This is a genomic window from Streptomyces sp. NPDC000229, from assembly GCF_040300825.1.
In the GTDB taxonomy this organism is placed as follows: domain Bacteria; phylum Actinomycetota; class Actinomycetes; order Streptomycetales; family Streptomycetaceae; genus Streptomyces.
Map to the genome: position 1 here is coordinate 19,980 of NZ_JBEPEL010000006.1, position 13,951 is coordinate 33,930.

Below are 13,951 nucleotides of genomic sequence, written 5' to 3' on the forward strand. Positions count from 1 at the left end.
CACATGAAGGCAAATATCCCGATCCGGGTGAGCCCGGCGTGTGCGCCGAATGTCGTCCGTCGGCAGCCGTAGGTTGCAGGTCCGAGGACTGTGATGCCCCACGGCCGTTGATTCCGGAAGGTCTGCTCATGGGATGTGTCGACGTCGATGGTCGCGAGAACGCCGTCGCCGTGGTCGGTGTCGGATGCCGACTCCCCGGCGGCATCGCCGACTTGGGAGCACTGTGGAGAGCCCTGGACGAAGGCCGGGATCTGGTCGGTGAAGTCCCGGAGGACCGTTTCGAGAGACGGCGGTTCGTCGACCGAGCGGCGCAACGCGCCGGTAAGTCGTACACGGCCGCGGGCGGATTCCTCTCCGATGTCGCCGGATTCGACGCCGCCTATTTCGGTATCTCGCCCAGGGAAGCGGCGCAGATGGACCCCCAGCACCGGCTGCTGCTGGAAATGGCGGTCGAGGCGCTGGACGACGCGGGAATCCCGGCTTCCTCCTTGGCCGGCTCGGACACCGGGGTGTTCATCGGAATGTCCGACCATTCCTACGGCACGTTGCAGCTCTCCCTCCTCTCGGACGTGAATCCCTACACCATGCTCGGTGCCGCGAGCGCCCTCGGGGCGAACCGCCTGTCGCACTTCCTGGATCTGCGCGGGCCCAGCATGGTGGTCGACACGGCCTGTTCCTCCTCCCTGGTGGCAATGGACCGGGCGTACCGCTTCCTCATGGAGGGCGGCGGTCGGACCGTGCTGGCCGGCGGGGTCAACGTCCTGACCAGCCCGCTCGGTTATGTGGGCTTCTCCCAGGCGGCCATGCTGTCGCGGCGTGGACGGTGCGCGGCGTTCTCCGCGGAGGCCGACGGTTTCGTACGCGCCGAAGGCGGGGGAGTGGTCGTCCTCAAGCGCCTGACCGACGCGCTGGCCGACGGCGACCGCGTCCACGCGGTGATCAGCGGCTCCGGCACCAACTGCGACGGCAGGACACAGGGGGTGGCCCTGCCCAGCGCGACGGCGCAGGAGGAACTGCTGCGCTCCGTCTACGCGGAGGCGGGAGTGGACCCCGACGACCTCGTGTACTTCGAGGCACACGGCACGGGCACCCAGGCCGGTGACCCCGTCGAGGCCCGCGCCGTGGGCCGGGCGCTGGGGAGGCGCCGCAGCGCCGGCGCGCTGCCGCTGGGCTCGGTCAAGTCGAACCTCGGGCACCTCGAACCGGCGTCCGGGATGGCCGGCCTGTTCAAGGCGCTGCTCGTCCTCCGCCACGGGCACGTCCCCGCGTCCCTGCACGCCGCCCCGCTCCACCCGGACATCGACTTCCCGGGCCTGGGTCTGGCCCCCGCCGTCGAACCCCTCCCCGTCACGGTGACCGAGCGGTCCGCCGTGGGCGTGAACTCCTTCGGGTTCGGCGGCGCCAACGCCCACGTCGTCCTGACCACCCCGCCGGCCACCGTCCCACCGCCCCGGCGGGCCACGGGACCGGACGGCCGGCCGCTCCCCGTGCTCGTCTCCGCCCGGTCGGCGCAGGCGTTGCGCGAGGCGGCGGCCCGTGTGTCGGAGCGTCTCGCCACCGCCGACCCGGGGGAGTTCTACGACCTGGCCCGCACCGCGTGCCTGCGCCGCGAGGCGCACCCGTACCGCGCGGTCGTCCTCGCGGGCGGGACCCGGGAGGCGGCGGCGCGGCTCAAGCAGCTGTTCGGGGGCGACGGCGACCCCGAACACACGGGCGCCGCCGGGGCGGTCGGGGAGAAGGCCGGAACGGGCACGGTGACGTTCGTCTTCTCCGGCAACGGCTCGCAGTGGCCCGGCATGGCCGCCGACCTGATGGCGCGCGAACCGGTCTTCAGGGCGGCCGTCGACGACGTGGACACGGCCCTCGCCCCCCACCTGGGATGGTCGGTGGCCAAGCGGTTGGAGAGCGGCGAACACACCCACTGGGAGCGTACGGAGATCGCCCAGCCGATGCTGTTCACCGTGCAGGCCGCCCTGGTCGCCCTCCTGGCGGAGCGCGGGGTACGTCCCTCCGCCGTCATCGGGCACAGCGTCGGTGAAGTCGCCGCCGCCCACACCGCTGGGGCACTGGACCTGCCGGCCGCCGCACGCGTGATCGCCGAGCGCAGCCGCGCCCAGGCCGCCACCGCCGGCAGCGGACGGATGGCTGCCGTGGGCCTGGGCGAGGCCGACGCCCGCGAGGCCCTCGCCCCGTACGAAGGCCGGCTGGAGATCGCCGGGATCAACAGCGGCCGGGACGTCACCGTCGCCGGAGACCCGGACGCGCTCGCCGCCCTCGGGGAGGAACTCGGCCACCGCCAGGTCTTCTTCCGCGACCTGGGCCTCGACTACGCCTTCCACAGCGCCGCCATGGACGCGCTGCGCGAACCGCTCGCCCACGCCCTCACCGGCCTGGCCCCCGCCGCGACCCGGCTGCCCATGATCTCCACCGTCACCGGCGCCCCGGTGCCGGGCGAGGAGCTCACCGCCGACTACTGGTGGCGCAATGTCCGCGAACCCGTACGGTTCGCCCAGGCCGTCGACCGTGCCCTCACCGACGGTGCCGGCATCCTCCTCGAGATCGGCCCGCACCCGGTGCTGCGCCCCTACCTGCGGCGCGCGGCACCGTCCCCGGCGCACGCGCCCGCCACGTACGTCCCGACGCTGCACCGCGACACCGACGGCGTGGCCGCCATGGCGGACACCCTGGCCGCACTGCTCGCGGCGGGCGCCGCCGTGGACTGGGAGCGCCACTTCCCGCAGCCGGGCCGGCCGGCCGACCTGCCGGCGTACCCGTGGCAGCGCGAGCGCCACTGGAACGGCGCCCCCGAGCACTGGGTGCTGCGCACCGGCGGCGACGGCCGGATCGACCACCCGCTGCTCGGCGAGCGGCTCCCCGCGCCGCAGCCCCTGTGGTCCGGCGCGGTGGACCCCGCCCTCGTCCCCTGGCTGGCCGGCCACCGAGTGGGCGACACCGTCGTCATGCCCGCCACCGGCTACGTCGAGATGGCCCTGGCCGCCGGCCGGCGTGTCCTGAACTCCCCGGCCGAGGTGGCGTACATGCAGATCCACCGCCCCCTTGCGGTGCCCTGGCCCGACCCCGAGTCGCTGCGTACACAGGTGGCGGTGACACCGGACGACGGAGTGCTCACGGTCACCAGCACCGACGCCCGTGGCGGCGAACCCCGCACCCACGTACGGGCCCGGGTACGCGCCCTGCTCGACGCGCGCCCCGAGCCCCTGGACGCCGCCGCCGTACGCGACCGATGCCCGCGTACCGTCGACGGACCCGAGCACTACCGGACCTGCGACCGCGCAGGCCTGGTCTACGGGCCGGCGTTCCAGGTCCTGACCGGGCTACGGGTGGGCAGTGGCGAAGTGCTGGCCGCCTACCGGCACGAGGACGGCGACGCGGCCCACTACGAGGTCCATCCCGCCCTGCTGGACGGCGCCTTGCAGGCCGGCGCACCCCTGCTGTACGACGACCCGGCGGCCGAGGCGGCCTACCTGCCGTCGTCCATCGGCGCCGTACGCGTCTGGCGCACCCCCTCCGCGACCGGCCTGGTGCACGTACGGGAGCGGTCCCGTGCCGCGGCCGAGGTCTGCTGGGACATCACCGTGACCGACGAAGACGGCACCGTGACCGTGGAGATGGAGGGCTGCCGCCTGCGCCGCCTCACCGAGGCGGAGCCCGCCCCGCTCACGATCCGGCACACCGTGCTGCGCGCCGCCCCCCGCCCCGAGAGCTCCCCACCGCCGACGAGTCCGGCGCCCACACCGTCCTCGGTCGTGGCGGCGGCCGCCGAGCGGATCACCGCGCTGCGTACCGCCTGGCGGGAAGTGCCCTACGAGAGGTACGCGGCCGCGTGGAAGGAGGCCCTCGCCCACCTGTGGGGCGAGGTGCTGAGTGGCTTCCTCCCCGACCCGGCCGCGGCCTTCGACCTGGAGGCGCTCACGGAGGGCGGTTTGCAGGCGCGGCACCGGCGGCTGGTCGAGCTGGTGCTGCCCATGATGGAGCGGCACGGTCTGCTCACGTCCCTCACGGACGGGCGGTGGCGTCTGACGACCGGCACCTTCCGCGCCGCCGGACTGCGGCGCGCGTTCGTGGCGGACCACCCGGCCTTCTGCGCCGAGGCGGCCCTTTTCGCCCGGCGGGGGCAGCACCTGGACGCGGTCCTGCGCGGCACGGAGGACCCCTTGGAGCTGATGGCCTCCGACGGTTCCACCTACGAGCAGTTCTACGACCTCGCACCGGTGTGCCGGTTCCACAACCGCGTCGCCCAGAGCATGGTGCGCGGCATCGTCGAGGCCTGGCCGGGCGACCGGCCGCTGCGGGTCCTGGAGGTCGGCGCCGGAACCGGAGGCACCACGGCCGCCCTGCTGCCCCTCCTGCCGCCGGAACGCACCCACTACACCTACACGGACGTCTCCCCGGCCTTCCTCACCCGCGCCGAACACCGCTTCGCCGCCTACGACTTCGTCGCATACCGCACCCTCGACCTCGACACCGACCCCGGCGCGCAAGGCTTCCCCGAAGGCGCCTTCGACCTGGTGGTGTCCGCGCACGCCCTGCACACCACCACCGATGTGGCCGCCGCGCTGCGCCGGGTCCGCACCCTCCTGGCACCGGGCGGGCTGCTGCTGGCCCTGGAACCCCACGACGCGGAGCACCTGAGTGGTGTCTTCGGCACCCTGGAGAGCTTCTGGCAGCGCAGCGACGCGCACCTGCGTCCGCACTCGATCCTCCTCGCGCCCGATCAGTGGCCGCCGCTCCTGGAGGAGTGCGGCTTCACCGACATCGTCCGCAGCGGCGACGACCGGCAACCCGCGCGGGACGACTACTCCGTGCTGCTCGCCGCCACGCCGGCCGCCCCCGGCCCCTCCGCCGCGGCTCCGCCGCGCGCCCGGGACGATCGGACCGCCTGGGTCGTCGCCGTCGAGGGCGAGCAGGAGGCCGCGACCGGTCGGGCGGTCGCCGACCAGCTGCGGCAGGCGGCGGCTGAGGACGCCGCCACCGTCACGACCGTCGGAGCCGACGCCGCCCCCGAGACCTTCGCCCGCCTGCTGACGTCCGGCACCCGGGACGTGGCACTCGCCGTCCTGTTCGCCGACCCGGAGACGGAGCCGGAGACCGGCCGGGAGACGGAGTCGGAGACCGGTCCGGAGACCGAGCCGGGCCGGCTGACCGCCCGGACCACCCGCAGAACCGCCCTCCTGCGCGCCGTCGCCTCCGCCTGCCAGGACGGCCTGCCCGAAGGCGTCACCGCCCGGCTGTGGCTGGTCACCCGGCCGAGCGGGCTGTTCCCCGCCCCCGAGAACCCCGCGTTCCCCGGTGACGCCCCCGTCTGGGGCATGGCCCGCACCCTGGCCAACGAGCAGCCCCGGCTCGGCGTCCGCCGGATCAGCCTGGAGCGCTGCGGCGACCCGGAGGCCGACGCCCGGCGCCTGGCCGACGAACTGCTCGCCCCCGGCGACGAGGACGAGATCGTGCTCACCCGCAACGGCCGCTTCGTACCCCGCGAGACGCACACCCGCCCCGGCCTCACCCGGCTGACCACACCCTCCGACGCCTTCACGCTCCGCGTGTGCGACCCCGGCCTCGGCTACCACCTCGCGTGGGAACGCACCACCCCCGCCCGGCCGGGAACCGGACACGTGACCATCGCCGTGCGCGCCGCCGGGCTCAACTACCGGGACACGCTGACCGCCAACGGGCTGCTGCCGCAGGAGGCGGTCGAAGGCACCCCCACCGCCCAGGCGCCCGGGCTGGAGTGCGCCGGCGTCGTCACCGAAGTCGGCCCGGGCGTCACCAGGTGGTCGGTGGGCGACAGGGTGTACGGGCTCGCTCCCGCCGCGCTCGCCTCACACACGGTCACGTCCGAGCAGTCCCTCGGCCGTATCCCCGAGGAGATGAGCTTCGCGGAAGCGGCCACCCTTCCCGTCGTGCATGCCACGATCCACCACAGCCTGCACCGACTGGCCCGCCTCGCACCCGGCGAGACGGTCCTCGTCCACGGCGGCGCCGGCGGCATCGGCCTGGCGACCCTCCAGTACGCCCACTCCTGCGGCGCCCGGGTGATCGCCACCGCGGGTACCGAGGCCAAGCGGGACTGGTTGCGCGCCCAAGGCGTCGAACACGTACTGGACTCGCGGAGTCTGGACTTCGCGCCCGAGGTGCGTCGTATCACCGACGGCAGCGGTGTCGACGTCGTGGTGAACTCCCTCGCGGGTGAGGCCATCGCCCGCAGCATGGACCTGCTGCGGCCCGGTGGACGCTTCATCGAACTCGGGAAGCGCGACATCTTCGAGAACAAGCCGCTCTCGATGCGCCCCTTCGTCCGCAACATCGCCTTCTTCGGTGTCGACCTCAACACCCTGCCCGCCGAAGCGCCGGGCAACGGCGACCTGTTCGCCGAGGTGGCGGACCGGGTGACGGCGGGCACCTACCGGCCCCTGCCGTACACCGGTTACCCGGCCGCTCGCGTCGACGAGGCCTTCCGCCTCCTCCAGCACTCCCGCCACATGGGCAAGGTCGTCGTCACGTTCGACCCCCTGGACGAACCGGTACCGGTGACCGCGCGGGACAACCGGGAGCTCTGCCTCGACCCGTCCGGCACCTACCTGGTCACCGGTGGGCTCGGCGGCTTCGGCGCCGCGACCGTGAGCCGGCTGGCCGACCTCGGAGCGCGGCACCTGGCGCTGGTGAGCCGACGCGGCGACCGTGCCCCCGAAGCGGCCGCCGTTCTGGCACGGCTCACCGAACGGGGCGTGACGGCCACCGCGTACGCCGCCGACATCACCGACCCGGACGCCGTACGGCGGCTGCTGCGGGACATCGACGCCACGGGCCATGCGCTGCGCGGGGTGGTGCACTGTGCCATGCACCTGGACGACGCGCCGCTCACCGAGCTCACCGACGCCCGCGTCAACGCCGTCCTGGCCCCGAAGACCACCGGCGGAGCCCTGCTGGACCGGCTCACCCGCGACCGGCCGCTGGACCTGTTCGTCGCGTACTCCTCCCTCACCGCCGCCATCGGCAACGTGGCGCAGGCGCCCTACACGGCAGGCAACGCCTACCTGGAGGCACTTGCCCGGCACCGCGCGGCGGCCGGGCTGCCCGCCACGACGATCGCCTGGGGCGCCATCGGGGAGACGGGCTATGTCGCCCGACACGACCTGGAGCATTCCGTCGCACGCCTCGGAATGGTTCCCCTCACACCGCGCGAGGCCTTCAGCGCGGCCGGCCCGCTGCTGGCCGACGGCACCGCCGTCGCCGGCGTCGAGCGCTGTGACTGGGGGCGCGCCAAAGGCCTGCTCCCCCTGCTCGCAAGCCCGCGCTTCGGCACGCTCGTGCCGGGCGACACCGGCGACGACGACCGGGCCCAGGCCGACGTGCTGCGGGACCTCTCCCACATGGCACCCGAGGCCGCCGAGGCCGCCGTCACCTCCATGCTCGCGAACCTGCTGGCAGGGGTGCTGCACATGAGCAGCGAAGAGCTGGATCCCCGCCGCCGTCTGGAGGACTACGGACTGGACTCCCTCATGGGCGCCGAACTCCTCGTGGCCGTCCGCAGCCGCTTCGACCTGACCATCTCGCCCGCCGAACTCATGGGCAAGGGCCTGGCCCTGGCAGACGTCGCGCGCCTCGTCCATCAGCGGCTGGACGCCCGCGGCGAAGGAGCGGGGCGAACGACGTAGGCCGGAAAGGCGGCCGGTGAACGGCACCGTGAGACGTGAGGTCCTCCGGGCGGGTTTCCGCCCGGTGGACCTCACGTCGGGTCTCCGGCCGGCTACCGCCGCCCCAGGGCTCAGCCCTGCACAGGGGTGAGGACCACGAAGTCCGCGCCGGCCGGGTCGACGCAGACGGCGAGGCGCCCGACGTCCTGCGCGTCCTCGGGGCCCATCTGGATGGTGCCGCCCTTCTCCCTGACCCTGGTGACCGTCGCGTCGCAGTCGGTGGAGCCGAAGACCGGGTGCCAGTACGGACGGCCGCCGGTCAGGGTGAGGGCGTCGGCCGGGAGCTGCATCAGACCGCCGTGCATACGCTCCGGAGGCAGGCCGGACGGGGAGATCAGCGAATACGTCCCGCCGCCGCCCGGGAGGTCCATGTCCTGCGTCTCCCAGCCGAACAGGTTCCCGTAGAACTCCTTGGCCGCGGCCGCGTCCGTCGTGTACAGCTCGATCCAGCCCAGGCTCCCCGGGCCGTCCACCGCCTCCACGCCCTTGAACGACCCAGGCTGCCACACGGCGAACTGACCCCCCTGCGGGTCGGTGTACTGGGCCATCCGGCCCTCGCCGCCGGCGTCCATCGGGGCGACCCGGACCCTGCCGCCGGACCGCTGCACGGCCTCGGTGGTGGCGTCGGCGTCCGGGGTGTTGAAGTAGATCATCCAGGCCGACCGGGCGCCTTCCTCGGTGAGCTTCCCGAGCCCGGCGACCGTCTTGCCGTCCAGCTTGAAGGAACCGTAGTCCCCCTCCTCGGGGCTGAACGGCTGGAACTCCCAGCCGAACACCGAGCCGTAGAAATCGGCCGCCGCCGGGATGTCGGGCGCGCCGAGGTCGAGCCAGCAGGGGGAACCGGGGGCGAAGTCAGTGGTGATCACGGCGCTTGCCTCGTTTCGCGGGTGTCACGGAAATCGCGTACGGCAGAAGCGTGACACCCACCACTGACATCCGCCCTCCGGAAGGGGACGAACCGGTGACCGTGACCGTGCCTCAGAAGGTGTGGGCGTGGCGGAAGAGCCGACCGGGATCGTACGCCGCCTTCACCTTCACCAGGCGGTCGATGTTCGCGCCGTAATAGGCCCGGCGCCAGTCCCGCAGCGCCGGGTCCGTGTAGTTCTGGTACGCCTGACCGCTCGCCCACGGCCGCATCACGTCGTACGTGGCGTCCAGCCACGCCCGGTGCCGGGCGACCGTCGCCGCGGGGGCGCGGTCGGGCCAGGAGACGATGTACTGGGCCAGGAACAGCGCGTCACGGTGGACGAAGGCGGTGTCGGCCGCCCGCACCCGGTTCACCGCGCCGCCCATGGCGTCCAGCGCGACGCTGCCCGCCCCGCCCCCGCTGAGCCGCGCCAGCTGTTCCACCCGGGCGATGAGCGCCTTGACGCCTGCGGCCGGGATGACGCGCGTGTAGAAGTCGGAGCGCGCGGTGTACGACTCGCGCGCCACCCGGCCCTGCGGGGTGCGGCCCGGCAGGGACCCCTTCTGGTGGGCCTGCGGGATGGTCCAGCCGGACACCCCGCCCATCACCTTCATCGCGTCCATGAACGGGAGGGTACGGATCGACGTGGCCTTGGGAGCCGTCCCGATGGCGTCGGCCAGCCGGTCCAGCCGGTTCTCCAGGTCCGCCCGGCCGGTGAGGGCGAGACCGCCGACGCGCACCGACCCGGGCCGTCCGCCCACCGGGGCGGCCAGGTGGAGGTTCGCCCAGATCCCGTCGGGCGCGAGGGGCGCCCAGCGCTGCCACTCCCGTACCACGGCGGCGGCCCGTGACCAGGGCCAGCTGAGGAAGAACGTGGTGCACTCGGGCGCAGGGTGCGTCCGCATCCGCAGCTCGGTGACGACGCCGAACTGGGCGTTGCCGCCGCCCCGGAGGGCCCAGAACAGATCGGGGTCGCGCTTGGCGTCCACGTCCCGGATCCGGCCGTCGGCGGTCACGATCCTGGCCCCCGTGAGGCTGTCGCTGGTCAGGCCGTAGGCGCGGCTGACGACACCGATACCGCCGCCGAGCGCCAGCCCGGCGACGCCCACGGTGGGGCAGGACCCGGCCGGCACGGTCCGGCCACGGGCGGTCAGCCGGTCGTAGACGTCGATGAGTTTCGCCCCCGCGCCGATCGCCGCGGTGCCGCCCGTCAGCGAGACGGACGCCATCCGCTGCACGTCCACGATCAGACCCGGTCCCGACGACCAGCCCGCGTACGAGTGCCCTCCGCTGCGTACAGCCACCGGCACCCCGTGCCGGCGGGCGAACTCCAGGCAGCCCCGGACGTCCTCGGGCCGGGCGCAGTACGCGATCCCGGCGGGGCGCACGGCGTCGAACCGGGGGTTGAACAGCGTCCGGGCCACGTCGTAGTCGCGGTCGCCGGGCCGGACCAGTGTCCCGTCCAGCCCCTTGGCCAGCGCCGCCCAGTCCGCCGCGCGGGGCGCGCCCGCCGCCCTGCCCGCCGCTCCGGCTCCCGCGCCGGTCGCCCGGGTGCCCGCCATCCCCGTGAGGAACGCCCCGGAGACCGCGGCGGCCGCGCCCGCCCCCAGGAGGCGACGACGGCTCGTCCCGCCGCCGTCCGGTTCCGTCCGCGTGCCGCTCCCCGGTGTCGCCGTCTGCTTCATCGTCCGTTCCTCACTGCTGTGTTGACCTGTCGCAGGGAGGATGATGAAAAGATCCGGAGCGAGGTTGCGCTCAATGACCAGGCTGATGAGGGGAATTCCACGTGTCAGGCACCACCGAACGCACCGGCACCCCGATGGACCGGCTTCTCCGGCTGGGCACCCTGCCCGTCGCGGCGGCCGCTCTGACGGGCACCGTCGCGTTGTCCATGGCCCTGGTGGCCTTCGGCAACATCACCGACTTCGGGACCAACCAGCAGTTCGTCCAGCACGTCCTCGCCATGGACACCACCTTCAAGGACCCGCAATTGATGTGGCGGGCGGTCACCTCACCCGCCCTCCAGAACGCGGCCTACATCGCCATCATCGCCTGGGAGGTCCTCACCGCGTCCGTCCTCCTCCTCGCCACCTGGCTCTGGGTCGTCGGGCTGCGGCGGAAGGCCTATGACCGGGCCCGCCGGACGAGCACGGCGGGCCTGGTGATGGTGCTGCTGCTGTTCGGTCTCGGCTTCTTCGGCATCGGGGGAGAGTGGTTCGCCATGTGGCAGTCCTCCGACTGGAACGGCCTGGACTCGGCCCTGCGTTACGTCGTGCTGGCGGCGTTCGCGCTGATAGTGGTCCACCTGCCGGAGGGAACACGCAGGGCGGACTGACACGGGCGCCTCGGTCACGGGCGGGGCGTGGAACACGGGGGTCCAGGTCTGCACCCGGTCGACGGCGAGGCGGTCGAGGTCGACGGGCACACGCATGACGGCCTTCTCGTCGAGCCGTGCCATCGCCAGCGGTCCCTCGACCATACGGGCCAGCCGTTCCGTCTCGGTCATCACCGCCGTCAGGCCGGTCCTGGCATGGACGGCCACATCGGGCTCCAGGTTGTCCAGGCGCAGCCGCAGGGCGGCCAGGGGAGTTTCAGCTGGTGCGAGGCCTCCCCGGCTGCTGCCGCACTCCGCGGATCCCGCTGAGGGCGGGGGCCAGGAGCACGGTCACGACGGCGGCCACGAGGGCGGGGGCGGATTCGCCTGGCTCGCCGACAGCAGAAATGACACGGTCGCCGGTCACCCGCGTCACCCGTCCGGCCGGGACCGGTGGCCCGGCGGTGCCGGGGGTCGCAAGCTGGCGTTTCCGTGTATGGAGCGGCAGCAGGTTCCGCTGGTATCGACGGGGTGTCGGGAGAGTCACGTGCGGGTCGCCATCGTTGGGCAGGGCTATGTCGGAGTGACCGGGGCAGTCGCCCTCGCCCGGCAGGGGCATCATGTGACGGGCATCGAGCGCGAGCCTGCCCGGCTGGCAGCCCTGGAGGCGGGCCGCACGCCGGTGTCCGAGCCGGGGCTCCAGGAGGAGCTGACGCTGGCGCGGGAGACCGGGCGGCTGACCTTCGCGTCGGACCTGGCGCACACCCACCTGAGACAACCCTTCGAGGTCGTCCTGATCACGGTGGGCACACCGCCCGACGAGGCCGGGGCCGCCGACCTGTCCCATGTGACCTCGGCCCTCGCGGAGGTGGCGGCCCTGCTGCCGCCGCCGGCCGTGGTGCTGAAGTCCACGGTGCCGCCCGGCACCAGCGCCCGGCTCCTCCAGGCGCATCCGCAGATGCGCGACCGCTATGCCTACAACCCCGAGTTCCTCAACCAGGGCAGTGCCCTGGACGACTGGACGTCCCCCTCGCGCACGGTGGTGGGGCTGTGGTCGCAGGGCGCACTGCCGCTGCTGCACCGGCTGTACGGGGAGTTGAGCTGCCCCTGGGTGGTGACCACGCCCGATACCGCCGAGATGATCAAGTACGCCAGCAACACCTTCCTCGCCATGAAGATCAGCTTCGCCAACGAGTTCGCACGGCTGTGTGCCGCGCCGGACCTCGACATCGACAAGGTGATGCAGGGCGCGGGACTCGATCCGCGGATCGGTCACGCCTTCCTCCAGCCGGGGCTCGGCTTCGGCGATTCATGCCTCCCCAAGGACACCGCGGCCCTGGCCCACTGGGCGGCCGGCCGGGGCGTGCCGACACCCCTGCTCGACGCGACCATCGCCGTCAACCGCGCACAGCCGAGTGTGGTGCGTGACATGTTGCGCGAAGAGCTGGGCGAACAGCTGGCCGACTGCGAGATCGCCGTCCTCGGAGCGCGCTACGAGCCGTGGAGCGACGACATGCGGGCGGCGCCCAGCCTGGTCCTCGTCCCCCAGCTGGTCGCCGAGGCGGCCGCCGTCCGCATCTGGGATCCGGCGACGGACCCCGAACACCTGCGACAGCTCTTTCCCGGCGCCCAGCCGTGCCCCGACCTGCGGGCCGCCGTTCAGGGCGCCCGGGCGGCGGTCGTCCTCACGGAATGGCCGGAGGCCATCGAAGCCGACTGGTCCCTGATGGCCGCCCGCATGGCGCCGCCCGCGGTGGTCGTGGACGGGAAGAACTGCCTGCTGCCCGAGCGGCTGGCCGGCCTGCCGCTCACGTACCGGAGCGTCGGCAACCGCCTCCCCGACCGTGTCACCGCTCCCGCCGGGACGCCGCGCCCCGCGCCGAGCGCGTAGGTCGTGTCTTTCGGATCCTGCCGGGCTCGCGAGCCCTGGCACGCGCATCTGCTGCGTTGTCGTCGGTCGCCCATGCTCCGCAGTGGCTCCTCCCCCTGCCGAAGGCAGGGGAGGGGGACCCCACCTCCGCCTTGCATCTGCACGAACCGGCCCCCGCTCGCTGATCCGGCCTGATCCAAAAGACACGCCCTGGGCGCGGCGACCGCCGGCCGCGGCGCGGTCAGCCGGCGGACGGCGGTGTCGTCCGCCGCACGGTGATGGCGTTGACGCGGATCGTGTACTGCGCCGTGTCCTCGACCGTCAGGTCCCGGACGCTCTCCGGGCTCAGGGCGACCGTCACATTGGCGCAGAAGGCGACGGCGTAGACGGAGTTCCCGGTCTCCTCGTCCTGGAGGGCGAACAACAGGTTGTAGTAGTAGCTGGTGTAGTCCGGTTCCTCCCGGTAGAAGGAGAGGTGGGTACCGGTCTGGCCGTACAGCCCCACGAAGGCGTCGGTGAGCGCCCCTTCGGCCTTGTCCCAGAAGGCGGGGTTGGCGAACGGTTCCGGAAGGGCCTGGCGTACGGCCTCCTTGAGGGAGAGGACCATCACGCTGACGGGAGCGGTCTCCTGGAGACCCCAGCCGCGGATGATCTTGACGGTCGAGCTGTCGGGGATACCGTTCGCCGCCCGGCTGATCTCGCCGAAGTCGAAGTCCACCGTCGCCGGGGCGATCGCGTGCTGGAACCGGGCCTCGATGCCCTGCGCCTGCTCCATGAAGGACGATCCCACCTCGAAGACCGGCCTGAAGGTCGTCTTCTCCGTGGCGATCCGGTCAACCATGGCTGCTCCTAGCATGTCGGAAGTGATCGCGCCCGGTCGGTCAGTATGCCGTTCCCCCGAACGGCCGTCGCACGGGCGTCCACACCCCGGGCATCCCCCGGCCGGTCCGGCCGCTGCCCCGGCCGCGGGTGTCCATCACCGAGTGCGCGAACCCGGCCTTCGCCCGGAGCAGATGCGGGTGCGGCAGGCCGGGCCCGCCTCCGCAACCGAGCAATCCGACGACGGCCGAGCCCGCGTCGTCCATCTCCGTGAACGCCACACATTGTCATGAACCTTGCGAGCGGTAACTCCCGTCTGATATCCA

6 protein-coding genes and 2 pseudogenes are annotated in these 13,951 nt (G+C 73.1%); 3 read left to right on the top strand and 5 right to left on the bottom strand.

Annotation, left to right across the window (positions count from 1 at the left end; all coding sequences use genetic code 11):
* Positions 1-128: 128 nt before the first annotated feature.
* Positions 129-7,676: an SDR family NAD(P)-dependent oxidoreductase gene (locus ABT360_RS05475; protein WP_351811086.1), complete on the top strand. Its 7,548-nt coding sequence runs from the start codon at positions 129-131 to the stop codon at positions 7,674-7,676.
* Between the two features lie 110 nt (positions 7,677-7,786).
* Here ABT360_RS05475 and ABT360_RS05480 read toward each other — a convergent pair whose 3' ends face one another.
* Both ABT360_RS05480 and ABT360_RS05485 read right to left on the bottom strand, forming a co-directional pair.
* Positions 7,787-8,581 carry a VOC family protein gene (locus ABT360_RS05480; protein WP_351811089.1) on the bottom strand — a complete coding sequence of 265 codons (795 nt, stop codon included), beginning with the start codon at positions 8,579-8,581 and terminating at the stop codon, positions 7,787-7,789.
* 112 nt (positions 8,582-8,693) lie between these two features.
* Complete coding sequence (locus tag ABT360_RS05485) at positions 8,694-10,307, bottom strand: FAD-binding oxidoreductase (RefSeq protein ID WP_351811092.1); 1,614 nt, start codon at positions 10,305-10,307, stop codon at positions 8,694-8,696.
* A 134-nt stretch (positions 10,308-10,441) separates the two neighbouring features.
* Between ABT360_RS05485 and ABT360_RS05490 the strand changes: the two genes are divergently transcribed.
* Complete coding sequence (locus ABT360_RS05490) at positions 10,442-10,957, top strand: DUF2165 domain-containing protein (protein WP_351811419.1); 516 nt, start codon at positions 10,442-10,444, stop codon at positions 10,955-10,957.
* Between the two features lie 30 nt (positions 10,958-10,987).
* On the opposite strand, the pseudogene ABT360_RS05495 reads toward ABT360_RS05490, so the two are convergent.
* Positions 10,988-11,244 (bottom strand): annotated as a pseudogene (locus tag ABT360_RS05495) (histidine kinase dimerization/phospho-acceptor domain-containing protein); the annotation flags it as partial.
* A 239-nt stretch (positions 11,245-11,483) separates the two neighbouring features.
* Between ABT360_RS05495 and ABT360_RS05500 the strand changes: the two are divergent.
* A complete protein-coding gene (locus ABT360_RS05500) occupies positions 11,484-12,827 on the top strand; it encodes a UDP-glucose dehydrogenase family protein (protein WP_351811095.1) in 1,344 nt (447 codons plus the stop codon).
* Positions 12,828-13,047: 220 nt separating this feature from the next.
* Here ABT360_RS05500 and ABT360_RS05505 read toward each other — a convergent pair whose 3' ends face one another.
* Both ABT360_RS05505 and ABT360_RS05510 read right to left on the bottom strand, forming a co-directional pair.
* A complete protein-coding gene (locus tag ABT360_RS05505; protein ID WP_351811098.1) occupies positions 13,048-13,647 on the bottom strand; it encodes a Type-2Aa cytolytic delta-endotoxin in 600 nt (199 codons plus the stop codon).
* A gap of 94 nt (positions 13,648-13,741) precedes the next feature.
* A pseudogene (locus ABT360_RS05510) lies at positions 13,742-13,870 on the bottom strand (acetylxylan esterase); the annotation flags it as partial.
* Positions 13,871-13,951: the final 81 nt, after the last annotated feature.

Coding starts and splice junctions, on each gene's coding strand:
- ABT360_RS05490 (WP_351811419.1), top strand. CDS start 10,442: ATGGACCGGCTTCTCCGGCTGGGCACCCTGCCCGTCGCGGCGGCCGCT.
- ABT360_RS05485 (WP_351811092.1), bottom strand. CDS start 10,307: ATGAAGCAGACGGCGACACCGGGGAGCGGCACGCGGACGGAACCGGAC.
- ABT360_RS05475 (WP_351811086.1), top strand. CDS start 129: ATGGGATGTGTCGACGTCGATGGTCGCGAGAACGCCGTCGCCGTGGTC.
- ABT360_RS05505 (WP_351811098.1), bottom strand. CDS start 13,647: ATGGTTGACCGGATCGCCACGGAGAAGACGACCTTCAGGCCGGTCTTC.